Source organism: Vreelandella sp. 162(4c), assembly GCF_058152265.1.
Window position 1 is genome coordinate 4,349,878 of the sequence record NZ_CM176981.1, and the last position, 15,530, is coordinate 4,365,407.

16 protein-coding genes are annotated in these 15,530 nt (G+C 54.6%); 11 read left to right on the forward strand and 5 right to left on the reverse strand.

All coding sequences use genetic code 11. The features are described 5' to 3' along the window. Positions 1-29 precede the first annotated feature (29 nt). Positions 30-938 carry a LysR family transcriptional regulator gene (locus AC4EYZ_RS20025; protein WP_052475590.1) on the forward strand — a complete coding sequence of 303 codons (909 nt, stop codon included), beginning with the start codon at positions 30-32 and terminating at the stop codon, positions 936-938. A 136-nt stretch (positions 939-1,074) separates the two neighbouring features. Here AC4EYZ_RS20025 and AC4EYZ_RS20030 read toward each other — a convergent pair whose 3' ends face one another. Further along, positions 1,075-2,058 (reverse strand): aldo/keto reductase, encoded by a 984-nt coding sequence (locus tag AC4EYZ_RS20030; RefSeq protein ID WP_041158235.1) that lies wholly within the window; start codon positions 2,056-2,058, stop codon positions 1,075-1,077. A gap of 106 nt (positions 2,059-2,164) precedes the next feature. Here AC4EYZ_RS20030 and AC4EYZ_RS20035 point away from each other — a divergent pair, with 106 nt between their 5' ends. Beyond that, positions 2,165-3,106 (forward strand): LysR family transcriptional regulator, encoded by a 942-nt coding sequence (locus AC4EYZ_RS20035; RefSeq protein ID WP_474191082.1) that lies wholly within the window; start codon positions 2,165-2,167, stop codon positions 3,104-3,106. Positions 3,107-3,147: 41 nt separating this feature from the next. Then, on the forward strand, positions 3,148-3,747 hold the full coding sequence (locus AC4EYZ_RS20040) for a class I SAM-dependent methyltransferase (RefSeq protein ID WP_474191081.1): 600 nt from the start codon (positions 3,148-3,150) through the stop codon (positions 3,745-3,747). 28 nt (positions 3,748-3,775) lie between these two features. On the opposite strand, the gene AC4EYZ_RS20045 is transcribed toward AC4EYZ_RS20040, so the two are convergent. The 3 genes from AC4EYZ_RS20045 to AC4EYZ_RS20055 all read right to left on the reverse strand — a co-directional run bounded on the left by AC4EYZ_RS20045 (position 3,776) and on the right by AC4EYZ_RS20055 (position 5,255). Next, positions 3,776-4,048 carry a Txe/YoeB family addiction module toxin gene (locus AC4EYZ_RS20045; protein ID WP_022522593.1) on the reverse strand — a complete coding sequence of 91 codons (273 nt, stop codon included), beginning with the start codon at positions 4,046-4,048 and terminating at the stop codon, positions 3,776-3,778. Then, positions 4,029-4,301, reverse strand: coding sequence for a type II toxin-antitoxin system Phd/YefM family antitoxin (locus AC4EYZ_RS20050; RefSeq protein WP_027960080.1), 273 nt, complete (start codon positions 4,299-4,301; stop codon positions 4,029-4,031). Before AC4EYZ_RS20050 ends, AC4EYZ_RS20045 begins: the two co-directional genes overlap by 20 nt. Positions 4,302-4,484: 183 nt before the next feature. Further along, a complete protein-coding gene (locus tag AC4EYZ_RS20055) occupies positions 4,485-5,255 on the reverse strand; it encodes an NAD(P)H-dependent oxidoreductase (RefSeq protein WP_027960081.1) in 771 nt (256 codons plus the stop codon). A gap of 131 nt (positions 5,256-5,386) precedes the next feature. Between AC4EYZ_RS20055 and AC4EYZ_RS20060 the strand changes: the two genes are divergently transcribed. Then, the gene (locus AC4EYZ_RS20060; RefSeq protein WP_490203977.1) at positions 5,387-6,259 is read left to right on the forward strand and encodes a LysR family transcriptional regulator; all 873 of its coding nucleotides are present in this window, start codon (positions 5,387-5,389) and stop codon (positions 6,257-6,259) included. A gap of 7 nt (positions 6,260-6,266) precedes the next feature. Here AC4EYZ_RS20060 and AC4EYZ_RS20065 read toward each other — a convergent pair whose 3' ends face one another. Next, positions 6,267-7,181, reverse strand: a complete 915-nt coding sequence (locus AC4EYZ_RS20065; protein ID WP_041158233.1) for a LysR family transcriptional regulator — start codon at positions 7,179-7,181, stop codon at positions 6,267-6,269. Positions 7,182-7,313: 132 nt separating this feature from the next. On the opposite strand from AC4EYZ_RS20065, the gene trpB reads away from it, so the two are divergent. From trpB to AC4EYZ_RS20100, 7 genes are all read left to right on the forward strand, one after another. Further along, a complete protein-coding gene (gene trpB / locus AC4EYZ_RS20070) occupies positions 7,314-8,540 on the forward strand; it encodes a tryptophan synthase subunit beta (RefSeq protein ID WP_490203978.1) in 1,227 nt (408 codons plus the stop codon). Between the two features lie 47 nt (positions 8,541-8,587). Next, positions 8,588-9,427: a tryptophan synthase subunit alpha gene (gene trpA, locus AC4EYZ_RS20075; protein WP_474191152.1), complete on the forward strand. Its 840-nt coding sequence runs from the start codon at positions 8,588-8,590 to the stop codon at positions 9,425-9,427. Positions 9,428-9,850: 423 nt separating this feature from the next. Beyond that, positions 9,851-10,741 carry a substrate-binding domain-containing protein gene (locus AC4EYZ_RS20080; RefSeq protein WP_202606196.1) on the forward strand — a complete coding sequence of 297 codons (891 nt, stop codon included), beginning with the start codon at positions 9,851-9,853 and terminating at the stop codon, positions 10,739-10,741. Then, positions 10,722-12,317: a sugar ABC transporter ATP-binding protein gene (locus AC4EYZ_RS20085; RefSeq protein ID WP_490203979.1), complete on the forward strand. Its 1,596-nt coding sequence runs from the start codon at positions 10,722-10,724 to the stop codon at positions 12,315-12,317. The genes AC4EYZ_RS20080 and AC4EYZ_RS20085 overlap by 20 nt, the downstream gene beginning before the upstream one ends. Beyond that, positions 12,314-13,288 carry an ABC transporter permease gene (locus AC4EYZ_RS20090; RefSeq protein ID WP_161463033.1) on the forward strand — a complete coding sequence of 325 codons (975 nt, stop codon included), beginning with the start codon at positions 12,314-12,316 and terminating at the stop codon, positions 13,286-13,288. The genes AC4EYZ_RS20085 and AC4EYZ_RS20090 overlap by 4 nt, the downstream gene beginning before the upstream one ends. Positions 13,289-13,291: 3 nt before the next feature. Continuing rightward, positions 13,292-14,242, forward strand: a complete 951-nt coding sequence (locus tag AC4EYZ_RS20095) for a tagatose kinase (protein WP_161463032.1) — start codon at positions 13,292-13,294, stop codon at positions 14,240-14,242. Continuing rightward, positions 14,239-15,516 carry a D-tagatose-bisphosphate aldolase, class II, non-catalytic subunit gene (locus tag AC4EYZ_RS20100; protein WP_161463031.1) on the forward strand — a complete coding sequence of 426 codons (1,278 nt, stop codon included), beginning with the start codon at positions 14,239-14,241 and terminating at the stop codon, positions 15,514-15,516. The genes AC4EYZ_RS20095 and AC4EYZ_RS20100 overlap by 4 nt, the downstream gene beginning before the upstream one ends. The last annotated feature ends 14 nt before the right edge of the window (positions 15,517-15,530 follow it).

Sequence of the window (15,530 nt, forward strand, 5' to 3'; positions counted from 1 at the left end):
GCGGTAGATGTTATGGCTAGGGGCACCAGATGGATTTCAAGCGTTTAAAATATTTCCAAGTGGTTGTGGAGGAAGGCGCCATATCATCGGCGGCCCGTCGGGTACCTCTTGCTCAGCCGGCACTGTCGCGTCAATTGCAGTTGCTTGAAGACGAGGTTGGTACGACGTTGCTGATCCGTTCGCGGCACGGCATTCGGCTGACTGCCGCTGGTGAAGCGTTCTATCGTGATACCCGGCGCTTGCTGGGCGAGTTTGAGCAGGCTAAGCGTAATGCACGACGCATAGCAGATGGTCAGTTCGGTCAACTGCGACTGGGAGTAACCGTCATGCATTTATGGGTGCCGCAGATCATCGGTTTGCTCAATCGCTTTCGTGAGCGTTATCCAGAGGTCACACTGAAGGTAGAATCATTGCTTTCCGGGCCTCAGGTTGAAGCCATTCGGCGTGGCCGGCTCGATGCAGGCATGTTGTTCTTTCCGCCAGAGGACGATAGTAGCCTGTGTTGTCATTGCCTTTATGAAGATCATCTTGTACTGGTCACCAGTGCGACCTCACACCTAGCGCATCACCCTCCAAAGTTTCTTGCTGATCTTAACGACGAGAATTTTATTTGGTTTGACCGCAGTGCTACCCCGGTCTATCACGACAAGCTAATTCATGCCTTTCAGCGAGAGGGCTTCACGCCACATGTGGTGCAAGAGGGAACCGACAATGCGACGATGCTATGCTTGGTGGCTGCCGGTATGGGCTGCAGTATCCTACCGGCAATGACCATGGCTGGAGCGCCAGAAGGCGTAGTGAGCCATCGCTTAGAAGACCTCAATCTGACTTTGCCTCTGATGCTGGTTTGGCGGCGAGATTCGGGGCTGTCAGCAGTACGCCGCCTAATCGAAATTGCAGAAACTGAATCCTTAGCGACGCATGAAATGAAGGAATGAGGTTTTATCCTTCAAAGGCGGCTTTGGCAGCAGCCGGGCGAAAGTCGTCCAGGTTTTTCGCCCCACGTTTGGCGTACTGAGTTAAAGCTGCATTAGCCGCGCCATTGGCTGGGTGCAACGATAGACGATAGTTCACTCACGCATTCACCCCCTTCATGCCCTCCGGTGTATAGCGCTCGCCGATAACCGGAAGGCGAGCAGTGGCCGCCTCAAGCTGTTGCTGCTCATCGGTGGTCAGGGAGATGGACGCCGCTGCCGCATTCTCTTCAAGGTAGCGTAACCGCTTGGTGCCCGGGATCGGTACGATGTTGTCGCCTTTGGATAGCAGCCAGGCCAGAGAGAGCTGCGCAGGGGTACAGCCTTTGAGTGCTGCCATGTCGCCAATCACCTCCGCGATTCGGCGGTTAGTATCCATGGCCTGTTCAGAGAAGCGCGGCAGGTTAGAACGAAAATCGCCTTCGCCGAAATCAGCGTTCTCTTGAAACCTGCCCGTTAAAAACCCTCGGCCGAGAGGAGAGTAGGGCACGAAGCCGATGCCAAGTTCCTTGCAGGTGGGCAGCACCGCTTGCTCCACGTCCCGTGTCCAGAGCGAGTATTCGGTTTGAACCGCCGTCACCGGGTGCACGGCGTGTGCGCGGCGCAGGGTCTCGTCGCTAACCTCGCAGAGGCCAATGTGGGCAATTTTTCCCTCTTTAACCAGTTGTGCCAAGCCCTCCATGGTCTCTTCGATAGGGGTTTCCGGGTTAACGCGGTGAACGTAGTAGAGATCGATCTGTTCGATGCCCAGCCGCTTTAGCGACGCCTCGCAAGCTTGGCGGGCATAATGGGCGCTGCTATCCAGGCTACGCTGATACTCACCAGGGTTGCGAACAATGCCGAATTTGGTGGCGATACGTACGTTTGGCTTATGGCTGGCAAGAAAACGGCCAATCAGCTCCTCGTTATGGTGTGGCCCGTACATATCCGCCGTGTCAAAAAAGTCGATTCCCAGCTCCACCGCCTGAGCCAACACCCGAAGCGACTCGCTATCGTCTCGGGGGCCGTAGAACTCGCTCATTCCCATGCAGCCTAAGCCAATGGCAGAGAGGGTCAGGTCGGTGCCGAGTGTACGTTTTTGCATGCTATATCTCCTGTAATGACTTACGAAACTATTGCCCATCAAGAGAGCGTGAGCCGTTATCGAGCTCTTGTTGAAACGCGCAATAACAGCGTGGCACTATCCAATAATGAAAAAAATGAACGAGTTCGGTAAGCCGTTTTCCAGTTTTGAAAACCAGATGCCCCGCGGGTGGGTCTGGGATGACACGCGCTCTTTTCTGGCGGTGGCCCGCCATGGCACTTTGAGCGGTGCGGCAGCGGAACTCCAACTGGGTATCGCGACGCTCTCCCGGCGTATCGAGCGGTTGGAAAAAGCCTTAAAGCTGCCGTTGTTTGTTCGTCAGCAGTCGGGCTATCAGCTTACCGAGGAAGGGGCCGGGCTAATCGAAAAAGCCGAAGCGCTGGAAGCTGCCGCAGCGGCCTTTTCCAGCGGGGGCGCACTCGCTACGCAGCTGAGCGGCAGGGTGCGCTTGGCCACCGCTGAAAACCTGGCTACGTCGTTGATTCTGCCCGCATTGCCAAAATTTTATGCTCAGTACCCAGGCATCCGGCTTGAGCTGGTGACCGATATCTCTGCCGTTAATCTGCACCGCCGCGACGCCGATTTGGCGCTTAGAATGGTCAAGCCCGAGCGGGGTAATGTCACCCTTCGCCGACTCGGCTCGCTGGGGTTTGGGCTTTATGCTAGCCCCAGTTATGTGGCCCAGCGTGAGGTTCACCATGACGCGGGCGATTACGACAGCGATGCCTTTATTACCTGGGGCGAAACGCATGCGCACTTGCCTGCCGCTCAGTGGGTTGAGCGCGTTCTGCAGGGGCAGGAACCTGCGCTAACTACCACCTCGCTGGCGACCCAGCTAGCGGCGGCGAAAGCGGGGCTGGGGATAGCGGTGTTGCCGCATTTTCTGGCGTTGGAGGCTGGACTGGTGTGTGTCGCTGCGGATATTGGCGTGGATCAGCCCATCTATCTCGTTATTCAGACGGATCTCACCCAATCAGGCCGTACCCGGGCCGTGGCGGACTTTCTGACTGAGCTGGTGGCCAGTAACCGCAAGCGTTTGAGTGGGTGATATAGTCACTAAGTCTTCACTTTTTATCCGACAGGCCATCCATGACACCCACTGATATTGGCAGCGCCTACGATCAGATCACCCACCTCTGGGAAAGCGAAAAATTCAATCTCGCTAACGGGATAGAGGCGCACAAAAGGGCGCTTTCGTTTGTGAAGGGCCGAGGAAAGGCACTCGATATCGGTTGTGGGTGTACCGGCCGCTTTATCGACTTCTTGCAACAAGAAGGCTTTACGCCTGAAGGCGTGGAGATTTCCGATGAAATGCTGCACCTCGCTAAGCAGAAGCACCCTGACGTGACCTTTCACCACCAGGATATTTGCCAGTGGCAGCCGCTGGAAAAATACGACTTTATCACCGCCTGGGACAGCATTTGGCATATTCCGCTAGTGCAGCAGGAAAGTGTGATGACCAAACTTATCGGAAGCCTGAATAAGGGTGGGGTACTGATCTTCTCTTTCGGCGGTACCGACGAACCTGGTGAGCATACCGATAGTTTTATGGGGCCCGAGGTCTACTACTCTACGCTTGGCACAAACGGCTTCGTATCCTTATTGATGAAGTTAGGCGCGGTGTGCAGACATCTGGAGTACGATCAGCACCCGGAGTTGCATACTTATTTGATAGTGCAGAAAAGGTAGCGTCGTGCTTTTCATCAATTAACTATTATCAGGACTGATCGTAATGTCCGCCGATGGCAAAAATATAAATAGCTTTGTCATCGAACCGGTAGATCAGCCGATCTCTTTGTGAAATGCGCCTTGACCACAAGCCAGAAAGATTGTGTCTGAGTGGCTCGGGTTTTCCGATACCAGCCGTTGGATCGTCAGAGCGGAGCATTTCTTTTAAGAGTTTGCAGAGCGCTTTATGCAGCTTCTTATCTGTTTCACGCATTTTTTCATAGGCTTCCCACGTACGGCCCTCAAATACCAGTGATCTCATTCATCTGCTCATTATCAGGTTGGTATCCTTGACCACGACTATGGGTATCTAGAGAAGCCGCAATTTGTTGCATGAGGTCTCGGTTCTGAAGCACATGCAGCGTTTCTTGCTCTCTTTCCCAGTCCTCAGCGCTAATCACCACAAACGCCTCTCCGGCACGACGGGTTACTTTTAAGGGTTCGTGCCGGCTAATCACTTGTTCTACTACGCTTTTCAGGTTGTCTCTGAATTTGTTAACACTGATAATATCCATAACGCCACCATAATGTACGGAAATTCCGTACAACTATATCTCACTAGCTCCGACAAGGCCAAGCGCAGCGATAGCTTTATCGCTGCGCTTGGCCTAGATTTCCTGAATTCACAGTTGCACGTGCTGGTAATATTGTGCAGCTAATAATACTTTGTTTGCATGATGTTGCTGTCTAAAAATCTGCTAATGGTCGATGTGAATGGTCAGTCCCTCTTTCCCCATAGCAATATGGTCAGCGAGTATATTTTGCTGATACTCCCCACCATTTTGCCGCCGGAATGGAATAGGGGATTCATTAAAAAGATTTTCGAGGCGTAGACGCCAAGCGGCTAGCTCCTTCGCTACGCTGACTTTCGAAAGTTTGCCGGTGCCATACACGGCATGGGTTGGCAGTACATCCATACCTGGGAAAAACAGGGCGCCGTGGGTGATGGGGAATAGCAATTCCTCCAAGGGGCCATTAATACCTCGGGGTGAATAGTCCTCCGCTGGGCCACCCACCATTACCGACAGTAATGCCCGTTTGCCTTTGAGAATACCGTCTCCATAGCGATAACGATTGCCTTCATCTTTGTATCCGTAAGCAAATCCATAGGCGTACACCCGGTCTATCCAGCCTTTGAGAATGGCGGGCATACCAAACCACCACAAGGGAAAGTGGAATATGACGGCGTCGGCGGCAAGCAGCTTGTCCTGCTCTGCGGCGACATCCTGCGTCTGCTGGTGAGTGGCATAGGCGTGCTGCGACTCTTGAATAAAGCCTAGCCGATCATTGTTTATACGGTTGGGGAAATCGTGCTCATCAAACGTCGCTTTCCAACCCATGCCATATAGGTCTGACTGCAGCACGGTGTGGCCTTGTTGCTCCAGTATTTGTACCGTTTCAGTTACGAACCGGCGGGTCAATGATGTGGGCTCTGGGTGCGCATACACAATCAATATGGTCTTGGACACTCTAATGCTCCTACAGGCGAATTTACTTGGTGGATACGCTAGAGATTGTGGGCAAGAATAAGCTATCAATGAAATCAATAGTTTTATGATCTACTATATAAAATATGGATACTAAAAGGCTGGATCTTAATTTGTTGGCGACCTTAGAGGCTTTGCTTGAAGAGCAAAATGTCACGAGAGCCGCCGCACGCCTGCATCTTAGTCAGCCTGCCGTCAGCGCTCAGCTGAGCCGCCTTAGGGATATGTTCAACGACCCGCTGCTCATTCCGGCTCACCGCGGGATGATGCCTACCACCAAAGCGTTGGAGTTACTTACCCCACTACGTATTGCACTGGATCAGGTGCGAGAGACGCTGATAACGCACCAGCACTTTGAACCTGCCCAAGCGTCGCTGACCATTACGATTGCATGCACCGATTACCTTCAAGCGGTCATTGGTTTGGCGGTCATGAACGAATTAAGGCGTCAAGCACCTGGCATTAGAATCGCCATACGTAGTCTGGAGCCACCCAGGCTGGAAGCTCAAATGGCACGGGGTGAAGTGGATCTTGCACTCATGACACCCGAAGAGGCGCCCAAGGTTTTACGAATCAGGCCGCTGTATGATGAGAACTATGTGCTGGTTGGGTGCTGGAATCACTCACAGCTAAGTGAAGAAATGACGATTGAAGAGTATGTCCAGCTCGAGCATGTAATCGTTTCGCTCAGCGGAGGCGATTTTTCCACTCAGGTGGATCAGGTCTTACAAACATTGGGCTATAGACGCAATGTTGTTCTGTCGACATCTTCATTCCTGTTCGTCCTTGAGATTGTTGCTCACTCACGTTTTGTAGCACTGGTGCCGCGGCGTTTAGTTGCCCAGCGTTCCGACCTTAAAGTTGTTGAATCCCCCATTAAATCACTGGGATTCAAAGTCGGTATGGTGTGGCATGAGCGCAATCATGGTCACAGCGCACATCGTTGGGTGCGTGAGCAAATATCACGTATCCTTTGCGCGAAATAAACGTTGATCAAGCCGTCATATTAGCAGCGTCCAGCCCCAACTCCCGCTTAAGCCACTCTGCCAGTGGCTCGCTTCGGCGGCTATCGGCTTGGCTGGGCAACCACAGGCAGAGACGGGCGGGGGTTTCGATACTTCCCCAGGGCGCAATCAGCCGCCCGCTCTTAAGGTCGTCCTCCACCAATAGCCTCGGCGCGATGGCGATACCCAGGCCCGCCACTGCCGCTTCCATCAAGTAGTAAAGGTGATCGAACCTCTGACCTCTGCTTAGCGCCGCCTCAAGCTCTGTCAGTTCCAGCCCTTTGGCAGTGGCCCACTGCGGCCACGCCTGGGGGCGGGAAGATGTATACAAGAGCTTATTGGCAAGTAGAGATCCAGGCTTTGTTGCATCGCACTGGGCCGCCAGCTGCGGGCTTGCCACCGCACATATCTGCTCTTCCATCAGCTCGAATACCTCAACACCTGTGGGCCAGGGCGGCTCGGCAAATGCCAGGGTGGCGCTGGCATCCGTTTGTGTACCCGGCTGCTCGCTTTCACTCACCACCACCTGCAATTTCAGCTGGGGCAGCTCGTGGTGCAGACGATCCAGGCGGGGAATCAGCCAGCGGGCCAAAAGGCTGCCAGGGCAGGCCAGGGTGAAAGGAGCCTCTTCAACATCACGCTTGAGCGCTGCGCAACTATCCTTCAAGCGTGAAAACGCTTCACCAACACCACTCTGCAGTCGCTCCCCGTGCGAGGTCAGTACAATACCTCGGCCCGCTTTGGCAAAAAGTGCTACTCCAAAATGGTCATCCAGGCTCTTTAGCTGGCGGCTGACAGCACCGTGAGTCACGCTTAGCTCATCGGCAGCGGCGGTCACGCTACCCAAACGGGCAGTGGCTTCAAAGGCGCGCAGAGCGCTAAGCGGCGGCATGCTGTGTTGCATGAGACATCCTGCTGATAGTTGACTTAAGCTCACATGTTGCTGACATCTTATCGATTTTTATCCCCACCTGCTTGCGCTATTTTCACTGCATTGTTTTCACTGCAATGTTCGATAACGCACTCAGAGGTCGCGATGAATCAACCTGTAGACGTATCCCAGAGCCTGCCCGATGCCAACGGTTTGTTTGGCAACTTTGGCGGCCGCTTTGTCGCCGAAACCCTGATGCCGCTGATTCTTGAGCTGCAAGACGAATACACCACCGCCAAAAACGATCCCGAGTTCCAACGCCAGCTGGCCTATTTCCAGGGCGACTATGTCGGGCGGCCAAGCCCGCTCTACTTCGCTGAACGGCTGACCGAGCACTTTGGCGGGGCGAGCATTTATCTCAAACGCGAAGAGCTGAATCACACCGGCGCGCACAAGATTAACAACTGCATCGGTCAGGTGTTGTTGGCTAAGCAGATGGGCAAAAATCGCATCATCGCGGAAACCGGTGCAGGCATGCACGGCGTTGCCACCGCTACCGTTGCGGCGCGCTTTGGTTTGCCCTGTGTCATCTATATGGGCGCAACCGACATCGAACGCCAGCAGCCCAATGTATTCCGCATGAAGCTGCTGGGCGCGGAAGTGATCCCCGTTACCTCGGGCACCGGTACGCTAAAAGACGCCATGAACGAAGCGCTGCGTGACTGGGTAACGAACGTCGATGACACTTTCTACATCATTGGCACCGTAGCTGGGCCACACCCGTACCCCGCGATGGTGCGTGATTTTCAGGCGGTAATCGGACACGAAGCCCGCACGCAAATGCTGGAAAAGAAAGGCCGCCTGCCGGATTCGCTAGTGGCCTGCATTGGCGGCGGTTCAAACGCCATGGGGCTGTTTCACCCGTTCCTCGACGACCCAGACGTGAAGATGATTGGCGTGGAAGCGGGTGGCAAGGGCGTTAAAAGCGGCCTACATGCGGCCAGCCTGAACGGCGGCACCCCCGGCGTGCTGCACGGCAACCGCACTTACTTGCTGCAAAACGAAGATGGCCAGATTATCGACGCTCACTCGATTTCCGCCGGGCTGGATTACCCCGGTATCGGGCCGGAGCACGCATGGTTGCACGAGCAGGGGCGGGTCGAGTACGTCTCTGCCACGGACGACGAAGCGTTGGAAGCCTTCCAGGTCTGCTGCCGCCAGGAGGGCATTATTCCCGCCTTGGAGACCGCCCATGCCCTGGCCGAAGTGGCCAAGCGAGCGCCCACGCTTCCCCGCGAGCACCTGATGGTGGTCAACCTCAGTGGCCGCGGCGACAAGGACATGATGAGCGTCGCCCATCATTTGGGTGAACAACTCGACGAGGCCTTCTAATGAGCACAATCCAGGACAACGCCATGAACGATACCGTGACTCAATCCATGACCCACACGTCTCGTCTTGACCAGTGCTTTGCCACACTCAAGCAGCAAAACCGCCCGGCGCTGGTCAGCTACCTAACCGCTGGCGACCCGGATGCCGACACCTCCCGCCGCCTGTTGCACGGGCTGCCAAAAGCGGGGGTGGATATCATCGAACTCGGCATGCCGTTCAGCGACCCCATGGCCGATGGCCCCGCCATCCAGAAAGCCGCGCTGCGTGCCTTGAATAATGGGCAGACCCAAGCCAAAACGCTGGAAATGGTGCGTCGCTTCCGTGAAGAAGACAGCACCACGCCCATTGTGCTGATGGGCTACTACAACCCCATTTACTGCTACGGCGTCGAGCGCTTCTTGACCGATGCCGCCAAGGCCGGAGTAGACGGCCTAATCGTGGTAGACCTGCCGCCCGAGCACGACGAAGAGCTCTGCCAGCCAGCGGCGCAACACGGCATTGATTTTATTCGCCTGGCCACGCCGACCACCGATGCCAAACGCCTGCCCAAGGTGCTGGCGAACGCCTCCGGGTTTATCTACTACGTTTCCGTTGCCGGTGTCACTGGTGGAGGTGCACCCACGCCAGAACGGTTGGAAGGCGCAGTAGCCGGGCTTCGTGAACATACGGAGCTGCCCATCGCCGTTGGTTTTGGCATCCGTACCGCCGAACAAGCCGCCACCATTGGCCGCTTCAGCGATGCAGTCGTCGTGGGCTCAGCACTGGTTGACTGTATCGAAAATGCCACCACACCTGATGAGGCTGTTGAGCGTGTGCATGGTCTGGTAAGTGAACTGGCGGAAAGCGTCAGGGCGTGCCGGGAGGTAAGTGAGCCGCAAGTTTGCTGATAAAGGCACATTCAAAAAGGACAAGACGTTAAGAGAGCAGGCCAGTCGAGCCTGCTCTTTATTACCCAATCAACAAACTACCAACCCAACTCATACCCTTTAATGGGCGTTCCCGCGACGAGCGCCTGAATGTGCACTGATCCCAGAATATGGTTCATGCCCGAGATTGCCCGGCATTACTAAACAGTGATTGGGGCAGGCCCTGGCATGGCAACTTACAGATAAGCTCATTTTTGGGTGCGTCCCAACATCCTAAGTAGTTCTCCGAACAATTCAAACAAAGTCCGCGAGACCAAAGTCGCATAGCTATTATTTACACGTGTATATATTTTTCTATTCACGAGAAGCATTTTCAGTGCTTTATTTACCAAACTATGCCTCGTCTCCCTTGTGTCTCGACAGTCATACCCAGGAGAAACCTCCATGAACATTATCCGTAATACACTTTCAACCGTCGGCGTCACTGCTTTGGCGCTAATGACTTCAAGCAGTTGGGCCGGGGGAATCGGTGCATCACTGCTGACACAACAGCATCCGTTCTATATTCAGTTGGCGGAGGCAATGCAGGAAGAAGCAACAGATAATGATGTGCTCCTAGAAGTCTCCATCGCTAACCAGGATTTGAGCAAGCAACTCGCTGATGTCGAGGACTTCATAGTCAAGGATATTGAAGTCCTGATCATCTCTCCAGTGGACAGCCAAGGTGTCCTTCCGGCGATCATGAAGGCTCAAGAGGCCGGAATTGATGTTGTCACGGTGGATATTCCCGCTAGTGGCGTAGACGTCACTTCCTATATTGGCACCGACAACTTTGCCGGTGGTCAGCGAGCTGCCGAATTAATGGGTGAGGAACTCGGTGGAAGCGGGCAGGTAGCGATTATCGACTACCCCACAGTACAGTCCGTTGTCGCTCGCATCGACGGCTTTAAGGACGGATTGGAAGCTTATCCCAACATTGAGATCGTCGCGCAGCAGACTGGTATCACACGTGCTGAGGCACTCGCCGCTACCCAAAACATGCTTCAAGCCAATCCTGAAATCAATGGAATCTTCGGCTTTGGCGATGATGCCGCCTTGGCCGCCAGCGTTGCTGTGCAAGCTGCAGGGCTGCAAGAACAAGTCAAGGTGATCGGTTTCGATGGCATGCAAGAGGCGCGCGATGCGGTCGACAGCAATCCAGTAATGGTCGGGGTAATTCAACAGTACCCAGAGGAAATCGGCCGTCTTGCGGTACAGACAGCGATCAAGGTTATCGACGGTCAAGAGGTGCCAGCAGAGCAGCCCATCGTGCCTGGTGTATACACCGCCAAGTGATATCGGCTTGTGCCGCGACACTGGTAGCGCTAGCCGCCGCTTTTCCTACCGATCTCGAAGGTGTGCCATGACTGAATCCCAACAACCTCCGGTACTCAGCTTGAGCAACGTCGCCAAGCATTTCGGCCCCGTTACCGCGTTGAAACGTATGGATCTCAACGTCAAGCGCGGGCGGGTTCACACTTTGCTGGGCGAGAATGGTGCGGGGAAATCTACACTAATGAAGGTTCTCGCTGGTGTTCACGCTCCGAGCGCTGGTGATATCCGGTTGCGTGGCGAACCTTATGCACCGGCCTCGCCACAGGAAGCAGCGCGCAGCGGGCTCGCCATCGTCTTTCAGGAGCTAAGCCTGTGCAATAACCTGAGTGTAGCGGAGAACATCCTTGCCACCCGAGAGCCTTCTAGATTGGGCTGGATATCGGATTCCAAGCTGATAGCCAGGGCTAAAGCTTTGGTCGACGACTTGGGCCTGCCTATCAATGTCCACGCCCGTGTGGGCGATCTCTCCATGGCTCAACGCCAACTTGTGGAAATCGCAAAAGGTCTAAGCCACGACGCAGACGTGGTGATCTTGGATGAGCCGACTTCGTCCTTGAGCGACTCCGAAGCAGAAATTCTGTTCCGTATAATTGGCCACCTCACCAAACGCAACAAGGCGGTGATTTATATATCCCACCGCATGGAAGAAATCATGCGCCTCTCAGATGACATCACCGTCATACGAGACGGTGAGTACGTCGCGACCCTGGAAAAGGATAAGACAACAATCTCCGAACTGATTTCGCTGATGGTCGGCCGCCGCATGAAGGATATGTTTCCCCCCCGCTTGGCCGACCCAGAAGCTGAAGGTCCGGCAATGCTTTCTGCTAAAGGGCTAACGCGTCCCGGTGAATTCTCCGATATATCCTTTGACGTTAGGGCTGGTGAAATCCTTGGTTTCTTCGGGCTGATCGGCTCTGGACGCTCCGAGCTCATGAACGTCCTGTTCGGTATTCGTAGAGCAGCCGGGCAGCTTTTCCTTGCCGGAGAGAGCATTCAGTTGAGTGGCGCCGCCGAGGCAATCGCACGTGGCATAGGGTTTGTCACCGAAAATCGCAAGGAAGAAGGGCTCGTACTCAATCAGACAGTGCGCGCCAACATCACTATGGCGGCTCTATCAAACATCTCTACAGGTGGCGTGCTACAGGCCGGTGTGGAACAGCGTTTGGCCACACAAGAAGTCCAGCGCTTGGGCATACGCACCCACTCTATCGATACGGTGGTCGGTACTCTCTCTGGTGGTAACCAGCAAAAGGTCGTTTTGGCCAAATGGCTGGTGACGCGTCCTCGGGTGTTGATCCTTGATGAACCGACGCGCGGGGTGGATGTCGGTGCCAAGTTCGAAATCTATCGTCTGATTCGCCAGCTCACTGCTGAGGGGACGGCCATCGTGATGGTGTCTTCGGAATTGCCGGAAGTACTGGGCATGGCTGATCGTGTCGCGATCATATCCGAAGGGCGCATGGCCGCCATCATACCTGCTTCCGAAGCTTCTCCCGAACGAGTCATGGCCCACGCCACAGGACAATACCAATGATTCAACTAATCAAGTTATCTCTGGCCAACCATGAGCGCATGAAGTCTAAAATGCGGCAATACGGCGGCATATTCCTATCGCTCGTTGCGATGTGCATATTTTTTTCGCTAGCCAATGAGCGTTTTCTGTCGCTTGCCAACCTCATGAACATTCTCCAGCAGGTCGCCGTCATTGCGGTTCTCGCATTCGGTATGACTTGGGTCATTCTATTGGGCGATATCGACCTATCGGTGGGCTCCATGTTAGCAGTCGCTGGCATGGTAGGTGCCCAGATTATTGCGCTCGACTGGGGCTTCATACCTGCCGTGACCATCACACTGCTGGCCGGTGCAATGATGGGCCTGATCAATGGTGTGCTGACGGCGAAACTACTGTTGCCCGCATTCATCGCGACCGTTGCGACCATGAGTATTTACCGTGGCTTAGTGAGCCTGCCAACCAACGGTGCTCCAGCTATGCTGACTGATCCAACCTGGACGGCCATTGGCACCGGCAGTTTCGTTGGTGTACCGATCATCATCTGGATCGTGCTGGTGCTATTTCTCGTCAACCACTTATTATTGGCCCATACGACTTTCGGTCGGCGAACCTACCTCACCGGTGGCAACCGGGAAGCGGCCATTTACTCAGGTATCAAGGTCGACCGGCTCAAGATCACTATCTTTACAATCTCGGGGTTTATGGCCGCTGTGGCGGGCATCATGATGTCCTCCCGCCTGTACTCCGCTCAGACCAATGCCGGCATAAGCTACGAACTGGACGCCATCGCCGCCGTCGTGCTGGGGGGCACGAGTCTGGCTGGTGGCGTCGGCACCATGGTCGGCACCTTGTTAGGTGCTTTAATTATGGGCGCACTCAACAATGGCATGAACATGCTCTCGGTACCTTATTTCTACCAGCTCATCGTCAAGGGACTAGTGATCATAGTGGCCGTCTGGCTTGACGTCCGTACCAAGCGTCAGAAGGGATAAGTTATGACTAAGAAGATCCTCGCCATCGGCGAGATTCTGGTGGAGTTCGTGGCAACTACCACGGGCGAAGGGTTTTATGAAGCGCAGTCGTTGACGGGTCCTTATCCTTCTGGCGCACCGGCCATTTTTATCGATCAGGTCGGGCGGATGGGGCAGCCCTGTGCCATCCTTGGGCGTGTTGGTGACGACGACTTCGGTCATCTGAATATCGACCGCCTTCGCACGGACGGCGTCGATATTACTGGCATTGAGGTCGCTGTCGGCGAAGTCACCGGATGTGCCTTTGTACGCTATCGCCCCGACGGCACTCGGCGCTTTGTCTATACCCTGCCGCAAAGCGCCGCTGCTCGTATCTCCACCACGGCTGCTGGCGAAGCGCTGATCAACAGTTGTGATCATCTGCACATTATGGGCACCGCGCTCGCCATTCCCGAAATAGCCAGCATGGCAAGATCAGCAGTACGGCGTATTAAGGAACGAGGAGGCACCTTGAGTTTCGATCCCAATCTTCGTGCGGAGATGCTCGAAACGCCCGGCCTGCGTGACGAACTGTCCTATATGATGACCCAGACCGACCTTTTTCTTCCCTCTGGAGAGGAAATTTTTATGTTTTCACAGGCCAAGACTGAGCAAGGTGCCGTGGATGATCTACTCAATCAAGGGGTCGGTGAAATTGTGATCAAGCGAGGCAACCAAGGGGCCAGCTACTACACAAAAGGCAAGCGCACGGATGTGGCATCACTGCAGGTAGAAGAGGTTGACCCAACCGGTGCTGGCGACTGCTTCGGTGGCACGTTCGTTGCTTTGTGGCTCAATGGTGCGTCTCCCAATATTGCCCTGCGCTACGCTAATGCCGCCGGCGCCTATGCCGTAACTCGCCTTGGCCCGATGGAGGGTGCAGCTACAAAAAAACAGCTCGATACATTGCTACATTCACAGGAGAGCAAGGCATGAATGTCCCTTCGATTCGTTATATCGCTGACTGGCAAAAGCAAGCGGGTCCTGCCGGGATTCCTTCGGTATGCTCAGCCCACCCCTTGGTGCTTGAAGCAGCCATGAAAGCCATACTGCCAACTGATTTGCCGCTACTGATAGAGGCCACATGTAATCAGGTGAACCAGGACGGCGGCTATACTGGCATGACACCTAACGATTTCCGTACCATGGTGGAAAACATTGCTAGTAAAGCGAGCTTCCCCCTCAATAGACTTATCCTCGGTGGTGACCATTTGGGGCCAAATCCCTGGAAAACGCTCGACGCTGAAGTCGCGATGGACAAAGCCGAAACGATGATTCGAGCCTACGCCGCTGCTGGTTTCACTAAGCTTCACCTAGACTGCTCTATGGGTTGTGCTGGAGAGCCTATTGCCTTAAATGATGCCAAGACTGCCGAACGTGCGGCACGCCTGGCCGGAGCGGCAGAGCAGGCAGCCATAGGGCAGAGCCAGGCTCCGGTTTATGTCATTGGTACCGAGGTCCCCGTCCCGGGCGGTGCCCTGGATGCCATCGAAGGTTTGGAAGTCACCAGCTCCTATGCCATCCGTGAAACTGTTAAGATACATCAATATGCCTTCCAGCAGGCAGGCCTGACGGAAGCCTTCAGCAGGGTCATCGCAGCCGTGGTACAGCCGGGCGTCGAATTCGGCAACCACAATGTGGTTATCTATGATCCGGTTAAGGCCAGTGAACTGAGCAGGACCCTCAGTGAGTTGCCTGGAATCGTATTTGAGGCCCACTCCACAGATTACCAACCACCTTCGGCACTCAGTAACCTGGTGGCGGATGGCTTCGCTATTCTGAAGGTTGGCCCTGGCTTGACCTTCGCCCTGCGCGAGGCGCTGTATGGCCTCGACATGATCGCCAGCGAACTTTACCCCGATTCATCGCGCCAGAGTCTGCGCGACACTATGGAAGCGGTAATGCAAGCAGACCCCGATAATTGGCAAAAATACTACGAAGGTTCTAACGATGAACAAGCGAGATTGCGCCATTTCTCCTATAGCGATCGCATTCGCTATTATTGGCCTAAGGAGGATGCCAAGGCATCCGTGCATGCCTTGCTCGAACTTCTTAATGAAGTCGATATTCCAGAACCATTGATCAGCCAATACCTTGGAGGACTGCTCAAGAAGGTTCGTAGCACGGAAGTGGCACCGCGCGCCAACGAACTGATATTTGCGGCTATCAAAGACGTCATGCAAGACTACATCTCAGCATGCAAAGGATGACAGAACGTGGATGA

Bases quoted from the DNA above. Each gene is read 5' to 3' on its own strand.
- AC4EYZ_RS20090 (WP_161463033.1), top strand. From the start codon at position 12,314: ATGATTCAACTAATCAAGTTATCTCTGGCCAACCATGAGCGCATGAAG.
- trpA (WP_474191152.1), top strand. From the start codon at position 8,588: ATGACCCACACGTCTCGTCTTGACCAGTGCTTTGCCACACTCAAGCAG.
- AC4EYZ_RS20050 (WP_027960080.1), bottom strand. From the start codon at position 4,301: ATGGATATTATCAGTGTTAACAAATTCAGAGACAACCTGAAAAGCGTA.
- AC4EYZ_RS20030 (WP_041158235.1), bottom strand. From the start codon at position 2,058: ATGCAAAAACGTACACTCGGCACCGACCTGACCCTCTCTGCCATTGGC.
- trpB (WP_490203978.1), top strand. From the start codon at position 7,314: ATGAATCAACCTGTAGACGTATCCCAGAGCCTGCCCGATGCCAACGGT.
- AC4EYZ_RS20095 (WP_161463032.1), top strand. From the start codon at position 13,292: ATGACTAAGAAGATCCTCGCCATCGGCGAGATTCTGGTGGAGTTCGTG.
- AC4EYZ_RS20080 (WP_202606196.1), top strand. From the start codon at position 9,851: ATGAACATTATCCGTAATACACTTTCAACCGTCGGCGTCACTGCTTTG.
- AC4EYZ_RS20065 (WP_041158233.1), bottom strand. From the start codon at position 7,181: ATGCAACACAGCATGCCGCCGCTTAGCGCTCTGCGCGCCTTTGAAGCC.
- AC4EYZ_RS20045 (WP_022522593.1), bottom strand. From the start codon at position 4,048: ATGAGATCACTGGTATTTGAGGGCCGTACGTGGGAAGCCTATGAAAAA.
- AC4EYZ_RS20035 (WP_474191082.1), top strand. From the start codon at position 2,165: ATGAAAAAAATGAACGAGTTCGGTAAGCCGTTTTCCAGTTTTGAAAAC.
- AC4EYZ_RS20040 (WP_474191081.1), top strand. From the start codon at position 3,148: ATGACACCCACTGATATTGGCAGCGCCTACGATCAGATCACCCACCTC.
- AC4EYZ_RS20100 (WP_161463031.1), top strand. From the start codon at position 14,239: ATGAATGTCCCTTCGATTCGTTATATCGCTGACTGGCAAAAGCAAGCG.
- AC4EYZ_RS20025 (WP_052475590.1), top strand. From the start codon at position 30: ATGGATTTCAAGCGTTTAAAATATTTCCAAGTGGTTGTGGAGGAAGGC.